This is a genomic window from Salinivibrio proteolyticus, assembly GCF_001996165.1.
Lineage (GTDB): Bacteria > Pseudomonadota > Gammaproteobacteria > Enterobacterales > Vibrionaceae > Salinivibrio > Salinivibrio proteolyticus.
Map to the genome: position 1 here is coordinate 60,593 of NZ_MUFP01000012.1, position 15,673 is coordinate 76,265.

General features: G+C 50.9%; 19 protein-coding genes. 9 read left to right on the plus strand and 10 right to left on the minus strand.

Translation table 11 applies throughout. From position 1 onward, the window contains the following. Nucleotides 1–14: 14 nt before the first annotated feature. Nucleotides 15–1,529: a beta-barrel assembly-enhancing protease gene (gene bepA / locus BZJ19_RS10545; protein WP_077675602.1), complete on the minus strand. Its 1,515-nt coding sequence runs from the start codon at nt 1,527–1,529 to the stop codon at nt 15–17. A gap of 132 nt (nt 1,530–1,661) precedes the next feature. Here bepA and BZJ19_RS10550 point away from each other — a divergent pair, with 132 nt between their 5' ends. The 3 genes from BZJ19_RS10550 (at nt 1,662) to BZJ19_RS10560 (ending at nt 4,514) form a co-directional block, all read left to right on the plus strand. Next, entirely contained in the window at nt 1,662–1,883 is a 222-nt protein-coding gene (locus tag BZJ19_RS10550; protein ID WP_077675603.1) for a sulfurtransferase TusA family protein, read from the plus strand. 10 nt (nt 1,884–1,893) lie between these two features. Beyond that, a complete protein-coding gene (locus tag BZJ19_RS10555) occupies nt 1,894–2,973 on the plus strand; it encodes an AI-2E family transporter (RefSeq protein WP_069587414.1) in 1,080 nt (359 codons plus the stop codon). 104 nt (nt 2,974–3,077) lie between these two features. Beyond that, nucleotides 3,078–4,514: an FAD-dependent oxidoreductase gene (locus BZJ19_RS10560; RefSeq protein WP_077675604.1), complete on the plus strand. Its 1,437-nt coding sequence runs from the start codon at nt 3,078–3,080 to the stop codon at nt 4,512–4,514. A gap of 81 nt (nt 4,515–4,595) precedes the next feature. Here BZJ19_RS10560 and bcp read toward each other — a convergent pair whose 3' ends face one another. Continuing rightward, the gene (bcp, locus tag BZJ19_RS10565; RefSeq protein ID WP_077480223.1) at nt 4,596–5,066 is read right to left on the minus strand and encodes a thioredoxin-dependent thiol peroxidase; all 471 of its coding nucleotides are present in this window, start codon (nt 5,064–5,066) and stop codon (nt 4,596–4,598) included. Between the two features lie 271 nt (nt 5,067–5,337). On the opposite strand from bcp, the gene dapA reads away from it, so the two are divergent. The 3 genes from dapA to purC are packed head-to-tail and all read left to right on the plus strand — an operon-like array spanning nt 5,338 to nt 8,036. Continuing rightward, on the plus strand, nt 5,338–6,216 hold the full coding sequence (dapA, locus tag BZJ19_RS10570) for a 4-hydroxy-tetrahydrodipicolinate synthase (protein ID WP_069587411.1): 879 nt from the start codon (nt 5,338–5,340) through the stop codon (nt 6,214–6,216). 15 nt (nt 6,217–6,231) lie between these two features. Next, on the plus strand, nt 6,232–7,263 hold the full coding sequence (bamC, locus tag BZJ19_RS10575) for an outer membrane protein assembly factor BamC (protein ID WP_077675605.1): 1,032 nt from the start codon (nt 6,232–6,234) through the stop codon (nt 7,261–7,263). 59 nt (nt 7,264–7,322) lie between these two features. Continuing rightward, nucleotides 7,323–8,036, plus strand: coding sequence for a phosphoribosylaminoimidazolesuccinocarboxamide synthase (purC, locus tag BZJ19_RS10580; RefSeq protein ID WP_077675606.1), 714 nt, complete (start codon nt 7,323–7,325; stop codon nt 8,034–8,036). Between the two features lie 31 nt (nt 8,037–8,067). On the opposite strand, the gene BZJ19_RS10585 is transcribed toward purC, so the two are convergent. From BZJ19_RS10585 to BZJ19_RS10600, 4 genes are read right to left on the minus strand one after another with little or no spacing between them, the layout of a single operon-like run. Continuing rightward, nucleotides 8,068–8,280, minus strand: a complete 213-nt coding sequence (locus BZJ19_RS10585) for a DUF2897 family protein (RefSeq protein WP_077675607.1) — start codon at nt 8,278–8,280, stop codon at nt 8,068–8,070. Beyond that, a complete protein-coding gene (locus BZJ19_RS10590) occupies nt 8,268–8,966 on the minus strand; it encodes a M15 family metallopeptidase (protein ID WP_102136131.1) in 699 nt (232 codons plus the stop codon). Before BZJ19_RS10590 ends, BZJ19_RS10585 begins: the two co-directional genes overlap by 13 nt. After that, entirely contained in the window at nt 8,963–10,096 is a 1,134-nt protein-coding gene (gene dapE / locus BZJ19_RS10595; protein WP_077675608.1) for a succinyl-diaminopimelate desuccinylase, read from the minus strand. Before dapE ends, BZJ19_RS10590 begins: the two co-directional genes overlap by 4 nt. Nucleotides 10,097–10,134: 38 nt before the next feature. Further along, the gene (locus tag BZJ19_RS10600; protein WP_077675609.1) at nt 10,135–10,482 is read right to left on the minus strand and encodes an ArsC family reductase; all 348 of its coding nucleotides are present in this window, start codon (nt 10,480–10,482) and stop codon (nt 10,135–10,137) included. Between the two features lie 233 nt (nt 10,483–10,715). Here BZJ19_RS10600 and BZJ19_RS10605 point away from each other — a divergent pair, with 233 nt between their 5' ends. Beyond that, a complete protein-coding gene (locus BZJ19_RS10605) occupies nt 10,716–10,994 on the plus strand; it encodes a winged helix-turn-helix domain-containing protein (protein WP_025740011.1) in 279 nt (92 codons plus the stop codon). Here the strand turns inward: BZJ19_RS10605 and BZJ19_RS10610 are convergent. Then, the gene (locus BZJ19_RS10610; protein ID WP_157891181.1) at nt 10,991–11,362 is read right to left on the minus strand and encodes a DUF1499 domain-containing protein; all 372 of its coding nucleotides are present in this window, start codon (nt 11,360–11,362) and stop codon (nt 10,991–10,993) included. The two genes, BZJ19_RS10605 and BZJ19_RS10610, sit on opposite strands and share 4 nt — an antisense overlap. Nucleotides 11,363–11,433: 71 nt before the next feature. Beyond that, nucleotides 11,434–11,781 (minus strand): DUF2956 domain-containing protein, encoded by a 348-nt coding sequence (locus BZJ19_RS10615; RefSeq protein WP_077661844.1) that lies wholly within the window; start codon nt 11,779–11,781, stop codon nt 11,434–11,436. 120 nt (nt 11,782–11,901) lie between these two features. On the opposite strand from BZJ19_RS10615, the gene BZJ19_RS10620 reads away from it, so the two are divergent. Both BZJ19_RS10620 and BZJ19_RS10625 read left to right on the plus strand, forming a co-directional pair. Continuing rightward, nucleotides 11,902–12,405 carry a DUF2919 domain-containing protein gene (locus tag BZJ19_RS10620; protein ID WP_077675611.1) on the plus strand — a complete coding sequence of 168 codons (504 nt, stop codon included), beginning with the start codon at nt 11,902–11,904 and terminating at the stop codon, nt 12,403–12,405. Beyond that, nucleotides 12,402–13,325, plus strand: coding sequence for a Dyp-type peroxidase (locus BZJ19_RS10625; protein ID WP_077675612.1), 924 nt, complete (start codon nt 12,402–12,404; stop codon nt 13,323–13,325). The genes BZJ19_RS10620 and BZJ19_RS10625 overlap by 4 nt, the downstream gene beginning before the upstream one ends. A 58-nt stretch (nt 13,326–13,383) precedes the next feature. Here the strand turns inward: BZJ19_RS10625 and crr are convergent, their stop codons facing one another. Next, nucleotides 13,384–13,893 carry a PTS glucose transporter subunit IIA gene (crr, locus tag BZJ19_RS10630; RefSeq protein WP_069587401.1) on the minus strand — a complete coding sequence of 170 codons (510 nt, stop codon included), beginning with the start codon at nt 13,891–13,893 and terminating at the stop codon, nt 13,384–13,386. A gap of 39 nt (nt 13,894–13,932) precedes the next feature. Continuing rightward, complete coding sequence (ptsI, locus tag BZJ19_RS10635) at nt 13,933–15,660, minus strand: phosphoenolpyruvate-protein phosphotransferase PtsI (protein ID WP_077455596.1); 1,728 nt, start codon at nt 15,658–15,660, stop codon at nt 13,933–13,935. Nucleotides 15,661–15,673: the final 13 nt, after the last annotated feature.

Below are 15,673 nucleotides of genomic sequence, written 5' to 3' on the forward strand. Positions count from 1 at the left end.
CTTATTTGAATGAATTAACGATCTTTTAGGGCGTTAAAGCGCGCTTGCTGATGACGAAGCTGATCAAGCCGCGCATCATAGCGTGCTTGTGCCAAGCTTCCCAACTCGACAAGTTGGCTGGCTTGGGTGTAATTACGAATGGCTTTTGACCATTGACCACGCAACGCGTAGCGCTCGCCTTGGGCGGCAAGCTCGCCATCCCGATGCGTACCGGTACTCTCGTACGCTTGTTGTAACAAAAACCAGCCGTTACTGTCATCGGGATATTGGTGGGTATAACGCTCGAGCGCCGGAATCGCATCCTGACCACGTTGGGCTTTGACGTAGGTATAAGCACGGTTCAGGAGTAGGACGCGGTTGTCGGGCTGATTGGCGAGTGCATCATTCAGCCGTGAAAGTGCTTTGTCAAAGTGCTTCTCGCCGATATCAAGATCTGTCATTGCATCGATAAAAAAGCGATTGTTCGGTTGCGCTTGGATAAGTGGCTTCAGCAAAGCGCGTGCTTCATCAAAGCGGTGCGCATCAATGTGCAAGAGTGCCACGCCATAGTTGAGGCTTTGTTTTTCCGCCGGTGATGCTTTTTTCAGCTTACGCTCGAACCAATCCATTGCCGATTCAGCGGCGATGCCGCTATAACGGGCCACAATGCGAGCTCGTGCCAAGTGGTAGTCGGGCGACAGAGGCACACGCTTTTGAGGATATTGCAGCGCTCGAGCCCGAGAGTCGGTGATACGTGATTCGGGTAACGGGTGAGTGCTGAAATATTCCGGCATCTTGCTGGCGTAGCGATACTCATCGGCCAGTCGGGTGAAAAAGCGAGGCATTGCGCTGACATCGAAGTCGGCGCGAGCTAAGGTGTCGATGCCGATCCGATCGGCTTCTTCTTCGTTACGGCGCGTATAATTGATACGGCTTTGAATGGTGCCTGCTGTGGCAGCATGGGCAGCGGCAATACCGGCCTCTGGTGCGGCAATGGCGAGCATCAGCGACCCCACCAGTGCGGCCACTGTCAGTGGGGATTTCTTGGCTTGGTCTTCCATGCTGCGGGCCAAGTGGCGTTGGGTCACATGGGCGATTTCATGCGCCATGACGGACGCAAGTTCACTCTCGGTATTGGCATGCAAAAACAAGCCAGAATGCATAGCGACATAACCGCCGAAGAACGCGAATGCATTAATGGCTTGGTTATTAATGAGAATAAATTGAAACGGCGTGCGCACATCATTGGCATTGGCGACAAGACGATGGCCGAGCGCATTCACATACTCAGAAAGCAATGGGTCGCTGATAATGGGTTTACTGGCGCGCAGCATCCGCATATAGGCATCACCAAATTCCTTCTCTTGCGCAATGGTCAGCGTTCCCGCAGCGGCGGTGCCGATATCCGGTAAATCGAATCCATATTGCTCGGTGCTGGCGGTAGCGGGGGCGGTAGCCAAAAGGCCCGCTAAAAGATAGACCAACAAGCGGCGACCCGACCGTTTAGACGGCAGAAGAGAGTGTGAATGGCGCAAAGCACGTAGCGGCATGATAGCGTGAACCTTTCGTTAGCAAACGGAATGTAACCTAGGATACAGACCAATAAAATGCGTGTGGGTTTCGTTGGCGTTCTGTCTAATGTCCATTACAATGCAGGCGATAATACCTACCGGTGAGACAGAATGGAATGTCAAACGCTTGATTTACGTGAGCATGTCTGCCCGATGGCATTACTGCTTGCCAAACGTGCTACCGCACAGTTAGGACATGGTGATCAGCTTATCATTTTGCTGGGGGATGCTGGCGCGCAACAAGACATTCCGCGCTATTTTGAACAGCAAACCTTTACCATCGAGTGGCTGGATAGGCCGCAACAGGCGCGCTTGAAAGTAACCAAAGAATAACGGATCGATTATGTTTGATATGTTAAACCGCTGGTATCGGCGGCGCTTCTCCGACCCACATGCAGTGAGCTTGGTTGCCATCTTGCTGGTTGGCTTTATCACTATCTATTTCTTTGGCAATTTGCTGGCGCCGTTACTGGCTGCCATTGTGATTGCTTACTTACTGGATTGGCCTGTTAATCGCTTAACCCGTATTGGTTTGCCGCGCACCTTGTCGGTGATGGTGGTCAGCACCCTGTTCGTGGGCATGACCATGATGGCGGCCTTTGGTTTGGTGCCGACCATTTGGAACCAAGGGGTGAACTTGGTGGCGGATGTGCCCAATATGTTTAATAACGTCCAGGCGCTGATGCTGAGCTTGCCTGAACGCTACCCTGAATTGATCAAGCCTCATATGATCAACACCTTTGTCGATACGCTGCAAAATAACGTGCTGCGCATGGGCGAAACCTTGGTGAAAGGATCCCTGTCTTCGTTAGTGAACTTGGTCGCTTTGGCGGTGTATCTCGTGTTAGTGCCGCTGTTGGTATTTTTCCTGCTCAAAGATAAGCAAGAAATGTTGGCCATGTTTAAAGGTTTATTGCCCCGTAATCGACGCTTAGCCTCGCGTGTGGGTCATGAAATGAACCAACAAATCTCCAATTATATTCGTGGTAAGGTCACGGAAATTTTGATCGTAGGCAGCGTGAGCTATGTGACGTTCAGCGTGTTGGGGCTCGAGTATGCCGTGCTGCTTAGCGTAGCGACCGGGTTCTCAGTGCTGATCCCCTATATCGGCGCGGCGGTTGTCACCTTACCGATCGCAATTGTGGCGCTGTTTCAGTGGGGGCTCACGCCTGAGTTTTGGTACGTCATGATTGCTTATGGCGTGATTCAAGCGCTTGATGGCAATGTATTAGTGCCTGTGCTGTTTTCTGAGGCTGTTAACTTGCATCCCGTTGCCATCATAATAGCCGTACTGGTTTTCGGTGGACTCTGGGGCTTTTGGGGCGTATTTTTTGCTATTCCATTGGCGACCTTGGTGAAGGCGGTTTGGCAGGCGTTGCCTGTGATTGAGCTTGAGGACGATCCGAAACCTGATGCTCAGTGATCCATCCCACGTTCGCCGCTCTAATAAACAAGGTTGAGCGGGGAAGCGCGTGCCTTTTCCGCACCAGTTTGGCCCAGAAAAGCAGTACATAGAAAAGAGTTGGCATGGAACAACAAAGGCAACAACAAACACAGGTAAATCGGTTTCGTGTCGCGGTCATTGGTGGCGGTGTCGCGGGAACAACGGCGGCGATGCGGCTGGCAGAGCGTGGCATCGACACCCAGTTGTTTGAAGCAGGCACTGGGTTAGTGAATGGTCCACCTATCTGCCACTTGCATGCAGGGGGTAACCTCTACCGCGAGATTTCACTCGATCAGTGCTTAACCTTGCTCGAGCAGTCCATCGCGACAGTGCGCATGTATCCACACTCAGTCAACCGCCGTCCTACGGTTCTGGCAGTTCCTCAGCAAGATAAGGGTTCACTGGATAGCGTGGTTGCGCGCCTAGAGACCCTTCAAGCACGCTACGCACAACTTGTCGAGATGGATAATGCTAACAAGGTGATGGGCGAGCCCGAAGATTATTTTCGCCTCTTCCATCAAGCCGATTTAGCTGCGCTGAAACAGCGAGACTATGAAAGCTTAACCGACGCGGCCGAACGCTGGATGTGGCCCGTTGCACAGTCCTTGCGCCTCGATAGCATGAAGTATCCGCTGGTATTGGTACAAGAGTATGGTTTGAGTGTTTTCCGCCTTGCCGCTGAAGCGCAACTCGCCCTTGCCGATGTTTCGCACTGCCAGCTCGCGTTTAATCATAAAGTGATTAACACCCAAGCAAATGGCGCGGGGTGGACAGTCACCTACCAAGATGCACACGGGCAAGTTCAATCAACGGATGTGGATTATCTGATTAATGCGGCGGGTTTTAGAACCGGCACCATTGATGATCAAGCGGGCTTTGCGCGTCGTCGTCTTGTCGAATACAAAGCGGCTTACATTGCCCATTGGCCAAGCAGTACTTGTCAGTGGCCAGAAATCATTGTTCACGGTGAACGCGGTACGCCACAAGGCATGGCGCAGCTGACGCCGTATCCTGATGGCTTCTTCCAGCTCCATGGCATGACTAAAGACATTACTTTGTTCGAAGGGGGCTTAGTCAGTAGCACCCACGACTCGGCGCAGCCGGCTGTGGCTGCCGAGTATGTGAAAAACATCGATCAAGGTTGGTCATGGTCACATGCCTGCGAGCGCACCGAGCGGGCAATTGCGCACTTCGCGCAGTGGCTCCCTGATTTTCAGGGCGCTGAAGTGGGGGGGAAACCACTGTGTGGCGCACAACAGATCCCCGGAGAGGATCCGTCTTTGCGTGCCTCTGATGTGTCGTTCGACGGTGAGCGTTATGCACGTTTAGAGATTGTTAAAGCCTCTTCGGCACTGACTGCTATCAACAAGGTCCTCTCGCACTTTGAAGATGTTGGATGGCTTTCGCCTGACGCCACCTATCCTTTGCCGCGTCCGAGYCACGCGCAGATTGTTGCGACCGCGTGTCAATTAGCGACGGAGCGGGGCTACCCAGAAGGATTAGCCAAACCCGTGGGTTAATGGCGTATTGGCTCCCAAAAAAAGAGCATGGCTTTTGCCATGCTCTATGTCTTTAAGGGAAATGGACGGTGGTAACCGCTATCAGGCTTGCTGTAAGTAGTCCAACACAACTTGGTGATGGTCTTTGGTTTTAAACTTGTTGAACACATGTTCAACATTGCCATCTTTGCCAATCAAAAAGCTGAGGCGATGAATGCCATCGTACTCTTTACCCATGAATTTCTTCGGTCCCCAAACACCAAAAGCATCCGCGACAGCGTGGTCTTCGTCGCTTAACAAGGTGAAATTCAGTGAGTCACGCTCAACAAAGCGCGCCAGTTTTTTTACCGGATCGGGGCTTATCCCCAACACCACGGTGTCCAACGCATCCAGTTCTGCTTTGGTATCACGCAGTGAGCAAGCTTGCGTCGTACAGCCCGGGGTCATGGCTTTTGGGTAAAAGTAAACCAGAACACGCTTGTCGCCTTTGAATTGGCTAAGCGTGACCGTATCGCCATTTTGATCTTGTAGTGAGAAGTCAGGCGCGGTGGCGCCAGCAGTCAAGGTTTGCATGCGAGAGGTTTCCTTTTTGTTGTTCGCGAGTTATTCAACGATGATAGGGACTTGACGAATTTACGCAACCCGCTGATGTGGCGATCACTGTGCGCTGACATCCTTTGACCGGAAATTAACCCCATGGTGGTCACCTTGAATGGTACCTTAATCACACGGTCTGGCAGCGACGAAAAAATTTTCTGCTAATCCTGTGTTGCGCGTAGGGTTGTTCTTGTGTTTGCCAGACGCCAAAAGTAACATTGCATCATTAACACGAAGGGAGACAAACATGGTTTCTGGAAGCATTGTGGCGCTTGTCACACCAATGGATGCACACGGCGAAGTTGATTACGTTAGCCTGAAAAAACTGGTCGAGTTCCATATCCAATCGGGAACCGATGCTATTGTCGCAGTTGGTACGACCGGTGAGTCGTCGACTGTTACGGTTGACGAACATATCAAGGTCGTTTTAAAGACCTTGGAATTCGCCGATGGCCGTATCCCTGTTATCGCGGGTACGGGGGCCAATGCCACTCATGAAGCTATTACCTTCAGTAAAATGTTTGCAGGCTCAGGCGTTGCAGCTTGTTTGAGCGTGACCCCTTACTACAACAAGCCCACTCAAGAAGGCTTGTTCCAGCATTACAAAGCGATCGCCGAAGCAAGCGATTTACCACAAATCTTGTACAACGTGCCTGGGCGAACCGCCGTTGACTTACAACCCGAAACCGTGGCGCGTTTGGCACAGTTTGACAACATCATCGGCTTAAAAGATGCCACCGCAGATGTGAGCCGCGTAGCCATTCATAAGGAACTTTGTGGCGACGACTTCCTCTTATTCAGTGGCGATGATTTAACAGGACTCGATTTTGTGCTTGCAGGGGGCCACGGTGTGATCTCCGTGACCAATAACGTTGCTGCGGCACAGATGGCGAAAATGATCCAACTCGCCCGTGCCGGAGAGGCTGACCAAGCACACGCGATTAACGAAACCTTGATCCCATTGCATCGCCACCTCTTTGACGAGGCCAATCCGATTCCTGTGAAATGGGCAGTCCGTGAAATGGGCTTGATTGAGGATGGCCATCTACGTCTGCCATTAACCGAATTAAGCGAACACTTGCGCCCCACCGTGCGCGAGGCCATGCAGGTTGCAGGTGTTGTTTAAGCTGTTGGAGTGCGAATGAAACCAGTATTTAGGCTCGGCCTTTGTGCCATCATGGTAACCGGATTGGTTGCTTGCAGTGGTGGCGCCGAGCAACGTCGTCAGGCGAAAGATGATTTCGACTATTTAAACACGACCCCGCTTTCAGAATGGCAAACGTTGCCAGACCAAGCGCCCTATTTTTCAACCAACTACCAAATCCCATCACAAGGTTTTGAGGGAGAGGTGGGCAAAGACGTAGACATTCGTCCGCCGCGTCAGGTGTTGGAGCTTGTGCCCGGTGCACGCATTGAGCGAGATAGCCGCGGGGTCACCTTAGCGGTGGTGAATGAAAAGCAGCTGTCGTCACTTTGGCAAACCGTGGAGCGCTTGGCGGATGACGGCACCATCCCGGTTGCTCAGCGCGAAGAGAATCAGCTCGAGACGGGCTGGATTGCGTGGGAAAAAGAAGACAGCGAGCATCAGGCGCGCTTTCGTATTGCCCGCCTAGAGCAGGGCCGTCGTTTCGCCCTCGGTGTCAACTTGATTGAATGGCGTGCGCAAAAAGGTGAGCAACCGCTGACCCCCGCGCTAAGCGAGCGTTATAACACCCTGATGACTAATTTGATCACTGTTAGTCATGACGCTGCCTTGCGTGCTGAGGCTCGTCGTATCGCGCAGCAGCAGCAGTCTGATATTCCAATCAGCTTTGGCACTGATCGCAGCGGTTTGCCGGTTATTATTGCCCGTGCGCCGTATGATGTGGTGTGGGAAAAGCTGCCAGCGATTATCAAGCCGCTCGGTTTTTCGATTGAAAGCCGCAATCAATCGCAAGGCACTGTGAAAACACGCCACGTCGCGCCCAGCGATGAAAGCTGGCAAGCGTTGGGCGTTGCGCCAATTAGTTTAAGCGATAATAGCTATACCTTGCTGTTAGGTGATTTGGGGAACCGAACCTCAATCAACGTGACAACCAGCAAAGGGAAACCAGTGAAAGAGGAAACGCTCCAAGCTTTGAGCCCTGCACTGAAAGCGGTTATTGCCCAGCTTGGCAATGCGCCAACCCCATAATCACCCAGGGACGCCTTATGGCGTCCCTCGTTTTTAGCGCCTAATGGAGAGTATAGGTAATGGAAAAACGTGCTGAGTTGTATCGCGGCAAAGCGAAGTCTGTGTATGCAACTGATGATGAAAACCGCTTTATTCTGCACTTTCGTAACGACACCTCTGCGTTTGACGGTGAGCGAGTAGAGCAGCTAGATCGCAAAGGGGAAGTGAATAACAAGTTTAACCACTTCATCATGCAAAAGCTGGAAGCGGCTGGCATCCCGACCCAAATGGATCAGCTACTGTCTGATACCGAAGCGGTGGTAAAAAAACTGGAGATGATCCCAGTAGAATGTGTGGTCCGCAATATTGCCGCCGGCTCTTTGTGTCGCCGCCTAGGCGTTGAAGAAGGCACTGCGTTGACGCCACCGACATTTGAGCTGTTTCTTAAAAATGATGCGTTGCATGACCCTATGGTCAATGAATCGCTTTGTGAGTCGCTAGGATTTGCCTCGCAAGCACAACTGGAGACCATGAAAGCGCTGACCTATAAAGTCAATGATGTGCTTAAAGCCTTGTTCGCTGAAGGTGACTTGTTGCTGGTGGATTACAAACTCGAGTTTGGCGTTGACCATCAAGGTAACATTGTCCTCGGTGACGAGTTTAGCCCAGATGGCTGCCGCTTGTGGGATGCCAACACCCGAGAAAAGCTGGATAAAGACCGCTTCCGTCAAGGTTTGGGTGGCGTTGTTGAAGCCTACATCGAAGTGGCGAAGCGTATTGGCCTGAACCTGTAATTTTTTGGCTTAAAAACGCAAACGTTTGCGTTTATTTAAGAGAAAATAGCGCCATGATGGCGCTATTTTTTGTCGATGGTGTGTTGTCGGGGTGTGTTTCGTCAGTGTCGGTTTTATCGTCAGGTTTATCTTTATATTTAAGCCCAAACTTAGCATTCGCTGTGTACTTAAGCGCCATAATATTGCTGACCACGACCGCGACCACAATCGCGATAATCACATAAGGATTGGTTAGCCATTCCATGAGTGCACCTCGCAGATGTTGGTGACATAGGTTGAATATATCCAATCTAGTTGTTCAAGAATAGCCTGCTGTCCCAGAATGGGCGCTTGCGCAATCACGCGATGCAAGCCATCTAAGGTCAAGGCATTAAGCAGAGGTTGGCTGGTGGTGATATGGCTAATGTGCCACGGCTCGCGAGCGACGCCTCCTTGGTCCTGCGCATAGGGGAAGAAAAATCCGTAGCGCGGCGCATGAGCGTGCAGCCAGGTTGCGAATCGGGCCTGAGGCCCATGATCGTATTCTGCTTGTGTCAGCGCCAACGATTCACCGAGTGCCAATGCCTGTTGGTCAAACACATCCAAATCCGTACCCCAATGGTGACGGCTGGTGCCCGGTAGGGCAGACCAACGCAAGATTGCTCGCACTCGCTCGGTATCCGTGAGGGTGTGAACGTCAATCGGTTGGCCGTGGTCGTCTAAGACCGGCTTTTCGCCTCGGTATTTGCCATTCCAAATTGCCAGTTGTCTGTCAAAAGACCGATGAGCACTGGCAATGGTTAGCGTAAAGCCGGCTTTTTGCGCACTATGGCGCAACGCCTCAAGGTGCTCAAGCACCTCGGGGTGCAAACAAGGCGCATTCGGCCGGGCATTGATAGGCACGAGAAATTGCATATCTTGCCCGGTTAATTGTGCAAGACTTAAGGTCAACGTAGGGCTTTCTCCAGCACTTTTTGGTACATGTCGGTGAGCTTTTCAAGATCGGGAATGCTGACGCACTCGTTCACTTTATGAATCGTGGCATTCACCGGACCCAGTTCAATCACTTGTGCTCCCATTTTAGCAATAAAGCGACCATCAGACGTGCCGCCCGTGGTTAACAGCTGGGGCGTTTGATGATTGACTTCTTCGACCGCTTCGACCACCGCATCGAGTAGGGTGCCTTTGTCGGTTAAAAAGGGATCGCCGCTATGAGTCCATTCAACACGATACTCCAACCCGTGAGCATCAAGGATGGAGTAGACCCGTTGCTTGATGGTTTCGCTATCAAGCTCGGTACTAAAGCGGAAGTTAAATTGTGCATGACACTCGCCCGGGATCACATTCGCAGCCCCAGTCCCCGCTTGAATGTTGGGAATTTGAAAGCTGGTCGGCGGGAAGAAGTCATTCCCGTTATCCCACACTGTTTGCGCGAGCTCAGTCAGGGCTGGCATAGCCTGATGCACGGGGTTATTGGCTAAGTGAGGATAGGCCACATGCCCTTGAGTGCCTTGCACATACAAATCGCCGGTGATCGATCCGCGACGGCCATTTTTGACCACATCCCCCACATGATGGGTACTCGAAGGCTCACCAACAATGCACATATCAATGATTTCATCGCGTGCGACCAGTGTATCAACCACGCGGGTCGTACCATTGATAAATGGTCCTTCTTCATCCGAAGTAATCAAAAAGGCAATCGAGCCGGGGTGATTTGGGTTTTCAGCGACAAAACGCTCAACTGCCACCACCATTGCTGCCAGTGAACCTTTCATATCGGCGGCGCCGCGACCATGGAGATGATCGTCAATCACCACTGCTTCAAACGGTGGCGTGTGCCACTGATCGCGCGGTCCGGCGGGCACCACATCGGTATGACCAGCAAAGGCAAATAATGGTCCTTGGGTGCCACGGCGTGCCCACAGGTTGGTGGTATCTTCAAAGACCATCGGCTCAATGGTAAAGCCCAATGCTTTTAAGCGTGCAATCATTACATCTTGGCAGCCCGCATCCTCTGGGGTGACTGATTCACGGTTGATCAAATCTTTTGCCAAAGACAGGGTAGCACTGTCAGTCATCTTAGTTTCCTTACAACGAGAATGAACGGAATATCACATTACGCAAAAATGTCAGCGTATTGGTTCTCTTTAAAGCCGAGATAGTAGCTACCCTTGTGTACGAGTAGGGGGCGTTTAATGATCGCAGGGTTATCGAGCATGATGGCTATCGCACTGGCTTCATCGAGGCTGGCTTTTTGCCCATCGCTTAGTTGGCGGTAGGTCGTGCCGCGTTTATTCACCAACGCTTCCCAGCCAAGTTCAGCAACGAAGGTGCGCAGCAGCGGTGCGTCTAAGCCATCCTTGCGATAATCGTGATACTGATAGTCGATGCCTTGGTTATCTAACCATTTCAGCGCTTTTTTTAGGGTGTCGCAGTTTTTAATGCCAAATACAGTTGTCATGATTTTTTAGATCGTGTTTTTGCGTGATTAAAGAGTGACACTGGTTGAGAGTGAACGCAATACCTAGCGCGGGATCGATGTGCTGATGAATATCAAGGTAGAGATCTCGCGCAGACTGTGAATTCTCCCGCTAAATACGCCTGCAGCACGTCGATTTGATGGCGTTTTGATCGAACGCAAAACCTCCTATTACCCGACATGAATAATGGGATTAATCAGAACTTTCGGAGGTTCGTATGGAACTAAATCCTGTGTTTGCACGGCGCTTGTATCTCGCCGCGCTTGTTGAAGAAATGGAACGTCCTAATGTACCACGCTTAATTGAAGCGACGGGCTGGCCACGTCGCACCATTCAAGATGTCTTAAAGTCGCTATCGGGCTTGGGAATCGATATGACCTTTATTCAAGATGGCAAGCGCCATAATGATGGGTACTACCAGCTAAAAGACTGGGGCCCCTTCCGCCGCGACTGGGTTGAAGATAAGAAGCGCGATATTCGCTCTTATATCAACTAAGGCGACGGTGTAATGAGTTTGCTATCGCGTAACGCCTGACGAATTGCGTCAGCGCGTCGTCGATTGGCACCAAAATCATAGTAGCCAACACGAGATGCGGATCGCAGCGCCAGTTCTGTGCCGTGCACTGATATTTCGACGTCGTCGACAAAGCGCAGCACTGGGGTCGTGAAGGTTAAGTGGGCATAGCTATCTTGTTGAGAGATAAGCTTCGCGCCCGATAGACTGGCAATGGTGTTGACGATATCGTCAAACCGGACAGACTCACTGGTCAGGGTGAAAGTTGATAATGCAAACTTGGGTCGAGTATCCTTGCTTGATACGCAGTTAGGGCTGTCTCCACAGGCGGTAACCGGCGGCTGTTTCATGATCTTGTCTCCTGTCGAGCACCCTGTAAGCGTCAATGCCACGAGTAACCCCAATGTCAGTGTTCGTATCATTATCCCACCCATAGGTAACTAATAAAGCCAATCCAACTGATCACCAATAATAGCCAAGGTAGACGGCTATCGCTGCGATCGCGCGCAGATGTTGTCGGTTGTGGCGGTGCGCTAGCAGTGACAGTGTCGGTATGCTCACTCGCTTGTTTTTGTTTTTTCTTCCGAGCTTTGTCGTGTGCGCGCGCTTTGGCTTTTTGCTCTTTCTTATATTGCGCAATGCCTTTTTCGATGCCTTGGGCAATCAGTTTGGTTTGGGCTTTGGTTTGTCCTGGCTTTTGTGTCGCTTTGGCTACACGCATGGCTTCTTGCTGTGTTTCAGGCGAGACAGCGTCTGCTTGTTTCCCCATGTTTGCTCCGTACTGCGGATGATATATCAGGTGAATAGAGTAACAAATTCTCATTGGGATCTTGCAGTTTTTCGGTGTGCGCGTCATGTTGGTCAATAGCGCAATAATATTGGCATACACATGGATACACTTCACCATTATGACGAGAAGGGCTTTTTAAAAGCGCCCGTGACTTATCTGATCTGTCTTATTTTATTAAGCCGTGCATGGTGGCTACTCGCGATGGCAGGGGTCAGTCGACAGCAAGGCAGTGAATTGCTGGCACTATTTTATCCGGACAAACCTGCCCTGTACGCCAGTTTGGCGGTGGGCGTGTTGCCTCTCATGCTTCTGTTGTTGGTTGGCAATTGTCACCGTGCACCTTGGTGGGCTCAGCGCCTTTGGCACTGGGGCTATGCCTTAATTTGGCCGGTCTGGGGGTGGGAAGGGGCGCATGTGCTTAGGACATTAATGGCTACTGACGGGCAGTTTGATTGGTTGATTGCATGCCACGGACTATGGGTGGTGTGGGGGAGCTTGTATTGGTTAAGAAGCCGACGGGTGAAACGTTTTTTTTACCAGTTTATCCGTGGCTTACATTTAAGCGCCACAGACAACAATAAGTACAAAGGAGAAGTAACATGACACAGGCACAGTCCGCGATTGTCCCTGATGGTGGACCCTATGCATTGTATGTGATGCTTAAGGTCACTGACGATGCCGCCTTGGTGCTACAGCAATGTCAGCGGTTGGCTGAGATTGCTAAGCAAACGCAAGAGGTCTTCGGTGATGCTCAGATGGGTGTGGCGGTCGGATTTAGCCCTGCTTTTTGTCGTGCCCACGGGTTAGCCTATCCGGAGGACGTGACAGACTTTCGTCCCCGAGAGAGTCGCAAACATCGGGCTCCTCACACTGACTGTGATGTTTTTATTCATCTTCATGGTTTGCGGCACGATTTGAATTTCTATGTTTTTCAGCAATGGTTAACCCGCATTAAGAAAGTCGTGGATGTGGTGGATGAAACAGCCGGGTTCCGCTATCTCGATGCGCGTGATATGACAGGCTTTATCGATGGCACGGAAAATCCGCAAGGTCTTGCGCGTGAAGCGGTTGCTGTGATCCCAGACGGACCGTTTACTGGGGGCAGTGTGGCTTTGGTCCAACGCTATGTCCATGACCTACCGGCTTGGGAGCGGTTACAGCAAGCGGCACAAGAAAAGGTGATTGGACGCACCAAGCCTGACTCCATCGAACTTGAGGACATGCCGGATACATCCCACGTTGGGCGTGTGGACATCAAAGAAAACGGGGTCGGCCTGAAAATTCTTCGTCAGAGCCTGCCATACGGCAGTGTCAGTGGCGAGCATGGGCTATTGTTCCTTGCCTATTGCCAACAGCAACATCCGTTGGATGTGATGTTAGATAGCATGTTTGGTGAACGCGATGGCAAAACTGACATGATGTTAAGCTTTACCCAAGCGGTGACCGGCGCCATCATGTTTATGCCTTCACAGACCACGTTAGCGCAATATGTGGAGCGTCTTAGCCAACCCGGTGTTGCATAACGGGCAATAAAAAACGCAGCCCGGAGGCTGCGTTTTCTTATCGTCGACCAAATTTGAATTACTTGGTCACGCGCAGTACAGGTGTTTCACCCACAGTGACGGCACCAGAAAGCTTAGTCAGCTCTTTGATCTCGTCCATGTTAGAGATAACAACCGGTGTTAGCGTTGATTTAGCTTTTTCTTCCAGCATGCCCAAGTCAAACTCGATCACGGTGTCGCCCGCTTTCACTGTTTGGCCTTCTTCTGCAATACGCTTAAAGCCTTCGCCTTTCAGCTCAACGGTATCAATACCGAAGTGAACGAAAAGCTCAACGCCATCTTCAGACTCGATAGAGAAAGCGTGGTTGGTTTCGAAAATCTTACCGATAGTACCGTTTACAGGTGCTACCATTTTGTCGCCTGAAGGCTTGATCGCAATGCCATCACCGACGATTTTCTCAGCAAACACAACATCAGGCACGTCTTCAATGTTGACGATCTCACCCGATAATGGGGCGATAATTTCAATAGCACTTGCGTCGTTGCTGTCTTCAGACACCAACTTCTTCAGTTTGTCGAACAGACCCATAGTGTTGCTCCTAAGCAGTAATTCTTTGCTGATTGTATATTAGCAGACGGTTTTTTCCGCAATAAATTTTTCGACATAGGCTTCGATTTCTGCCGCAGTTGGCAGATTGAGGGCTGTGTCGGCCATCGCTTTCACATCAGCAAAGTTGGCATTACGGATAATCTTCTTGATGCGAGGGATAGAGATGGCACTCATACTGAACTCATCCAGGCCCATACCCATCAATAGTAACGTTGCTTTCTCATCCCCTGCAAGTTCTCCGCACATTCCGGTCCATTTACCTTCGGCATGTGAGGCATCAATCACTTGCTTGATGACCGTCAATACCGCAGGTGACAGTGGATTGTACAGGTGAGAAATCAGTTCGTTGCCACGGTCGACAGCCAGGGTGTACTGGGTCAAATCGTTGGTTCCGATGCTGAAGAAGTCAACTTCTTTAGCAAGGTGATGAGCAATGGCGGCGGCCGCTGGTGTCTCTACCATCACACCGATTTCTAGTGACTCATCAAAGGTGAGGCCTTCTTCACGCAACTCAGCTTTGTAGGTCTCTAGCGCGGTTTTCAGCTCACGGATTTCTTCAACAGAGATGATCATTGGGAACATCACGCGGACTTTACCGTGTGCAGATGCACGTAAAATAGCACGGAGTTGATCACGCAGAATTTCACGACGATCCAAGCTGATACGCACTGCACGCCAACCCAAGAATGGGTTCATTTCGTCAGGCAGATCCATGTATGGCAGATCTTTATCACCACCAATGTCCATGGTACGGATGATCACTGGATGACCATCAACTGCTTCAGCGACCGCTTTATACGCTTGATACTGTTCTTCTTCGGTGGGCAGTGAATCACGGTCCATGAATAAGAACTCGGTACGATAAAGACCGACACCTTCACCACCGTTACGGTTGACACCGTCACAGTCTTTTACGGTACCTACGTTGCCGCAGACTTCAACTTGGTGACCGTCCAGCGTAATGGCAGGCAAATCTTTCAGTTTCGCCAGCTCAGCTTTTTCCGCTTGGTACTGATCGCGAATGGCTTTAAATTTCGCCAATTCGTCTTCAGATGGGTTCACAACAATCTTGTTGTTTACGGCATCCAGTACCAGCATGTCGCCATTTTTGATTTTCGCGGTCGCATCGTTAGTACCCACCACGGCTGGAAGCTCAAGCGAGCGTGCCATAATCGAGGTGTGAGACGTACGTCCGCCAATGTCTGTGATAAAGCCCAGCACATGGTTCAGGTCGATTTGCGCCGTTTCAGAAGGCGTTAAATCGTTGGCGACCAAGATCACTTGCTCGTTAATTGCACTGAGAGACACCATGTTGATGCCTAGCGCGTTTTTCACAAAGCGTGAGCCAATGTCACGAATGTCTGCGGCGCGCTCTTTCAGATAATCGTCGTCGAGTGACTCAAGTGTCACCGCTTGTTCTTCAATCACGCTGTAGATGGCGTGGTCGGCGGTTGCTAGGTTTGACTTGATGAAGCTGACAATTTCTTCTTCCAGCTCTTCATCTTCTAGCAGCATGATGTGACCTTCGAAGATGGCTTCTTTCTCTTCGCCGAAGGTTTCCCTTGCTTTGTCTTTGATCGCTTCAAGTTGCGTCTTAGACTTTTCGCGAGCATCCAATACGCGCTGAATTTCTTGATCGACTTGAGACGCGGCAATCTTGTTTTTATTGATTACAACGTCTTCTTCTTGCAGCAGCAGTGCTTTACCGAAAGCAATACCAGGTGATGCCAGGATGCCTGAAATCATAGCTTTACCTTAC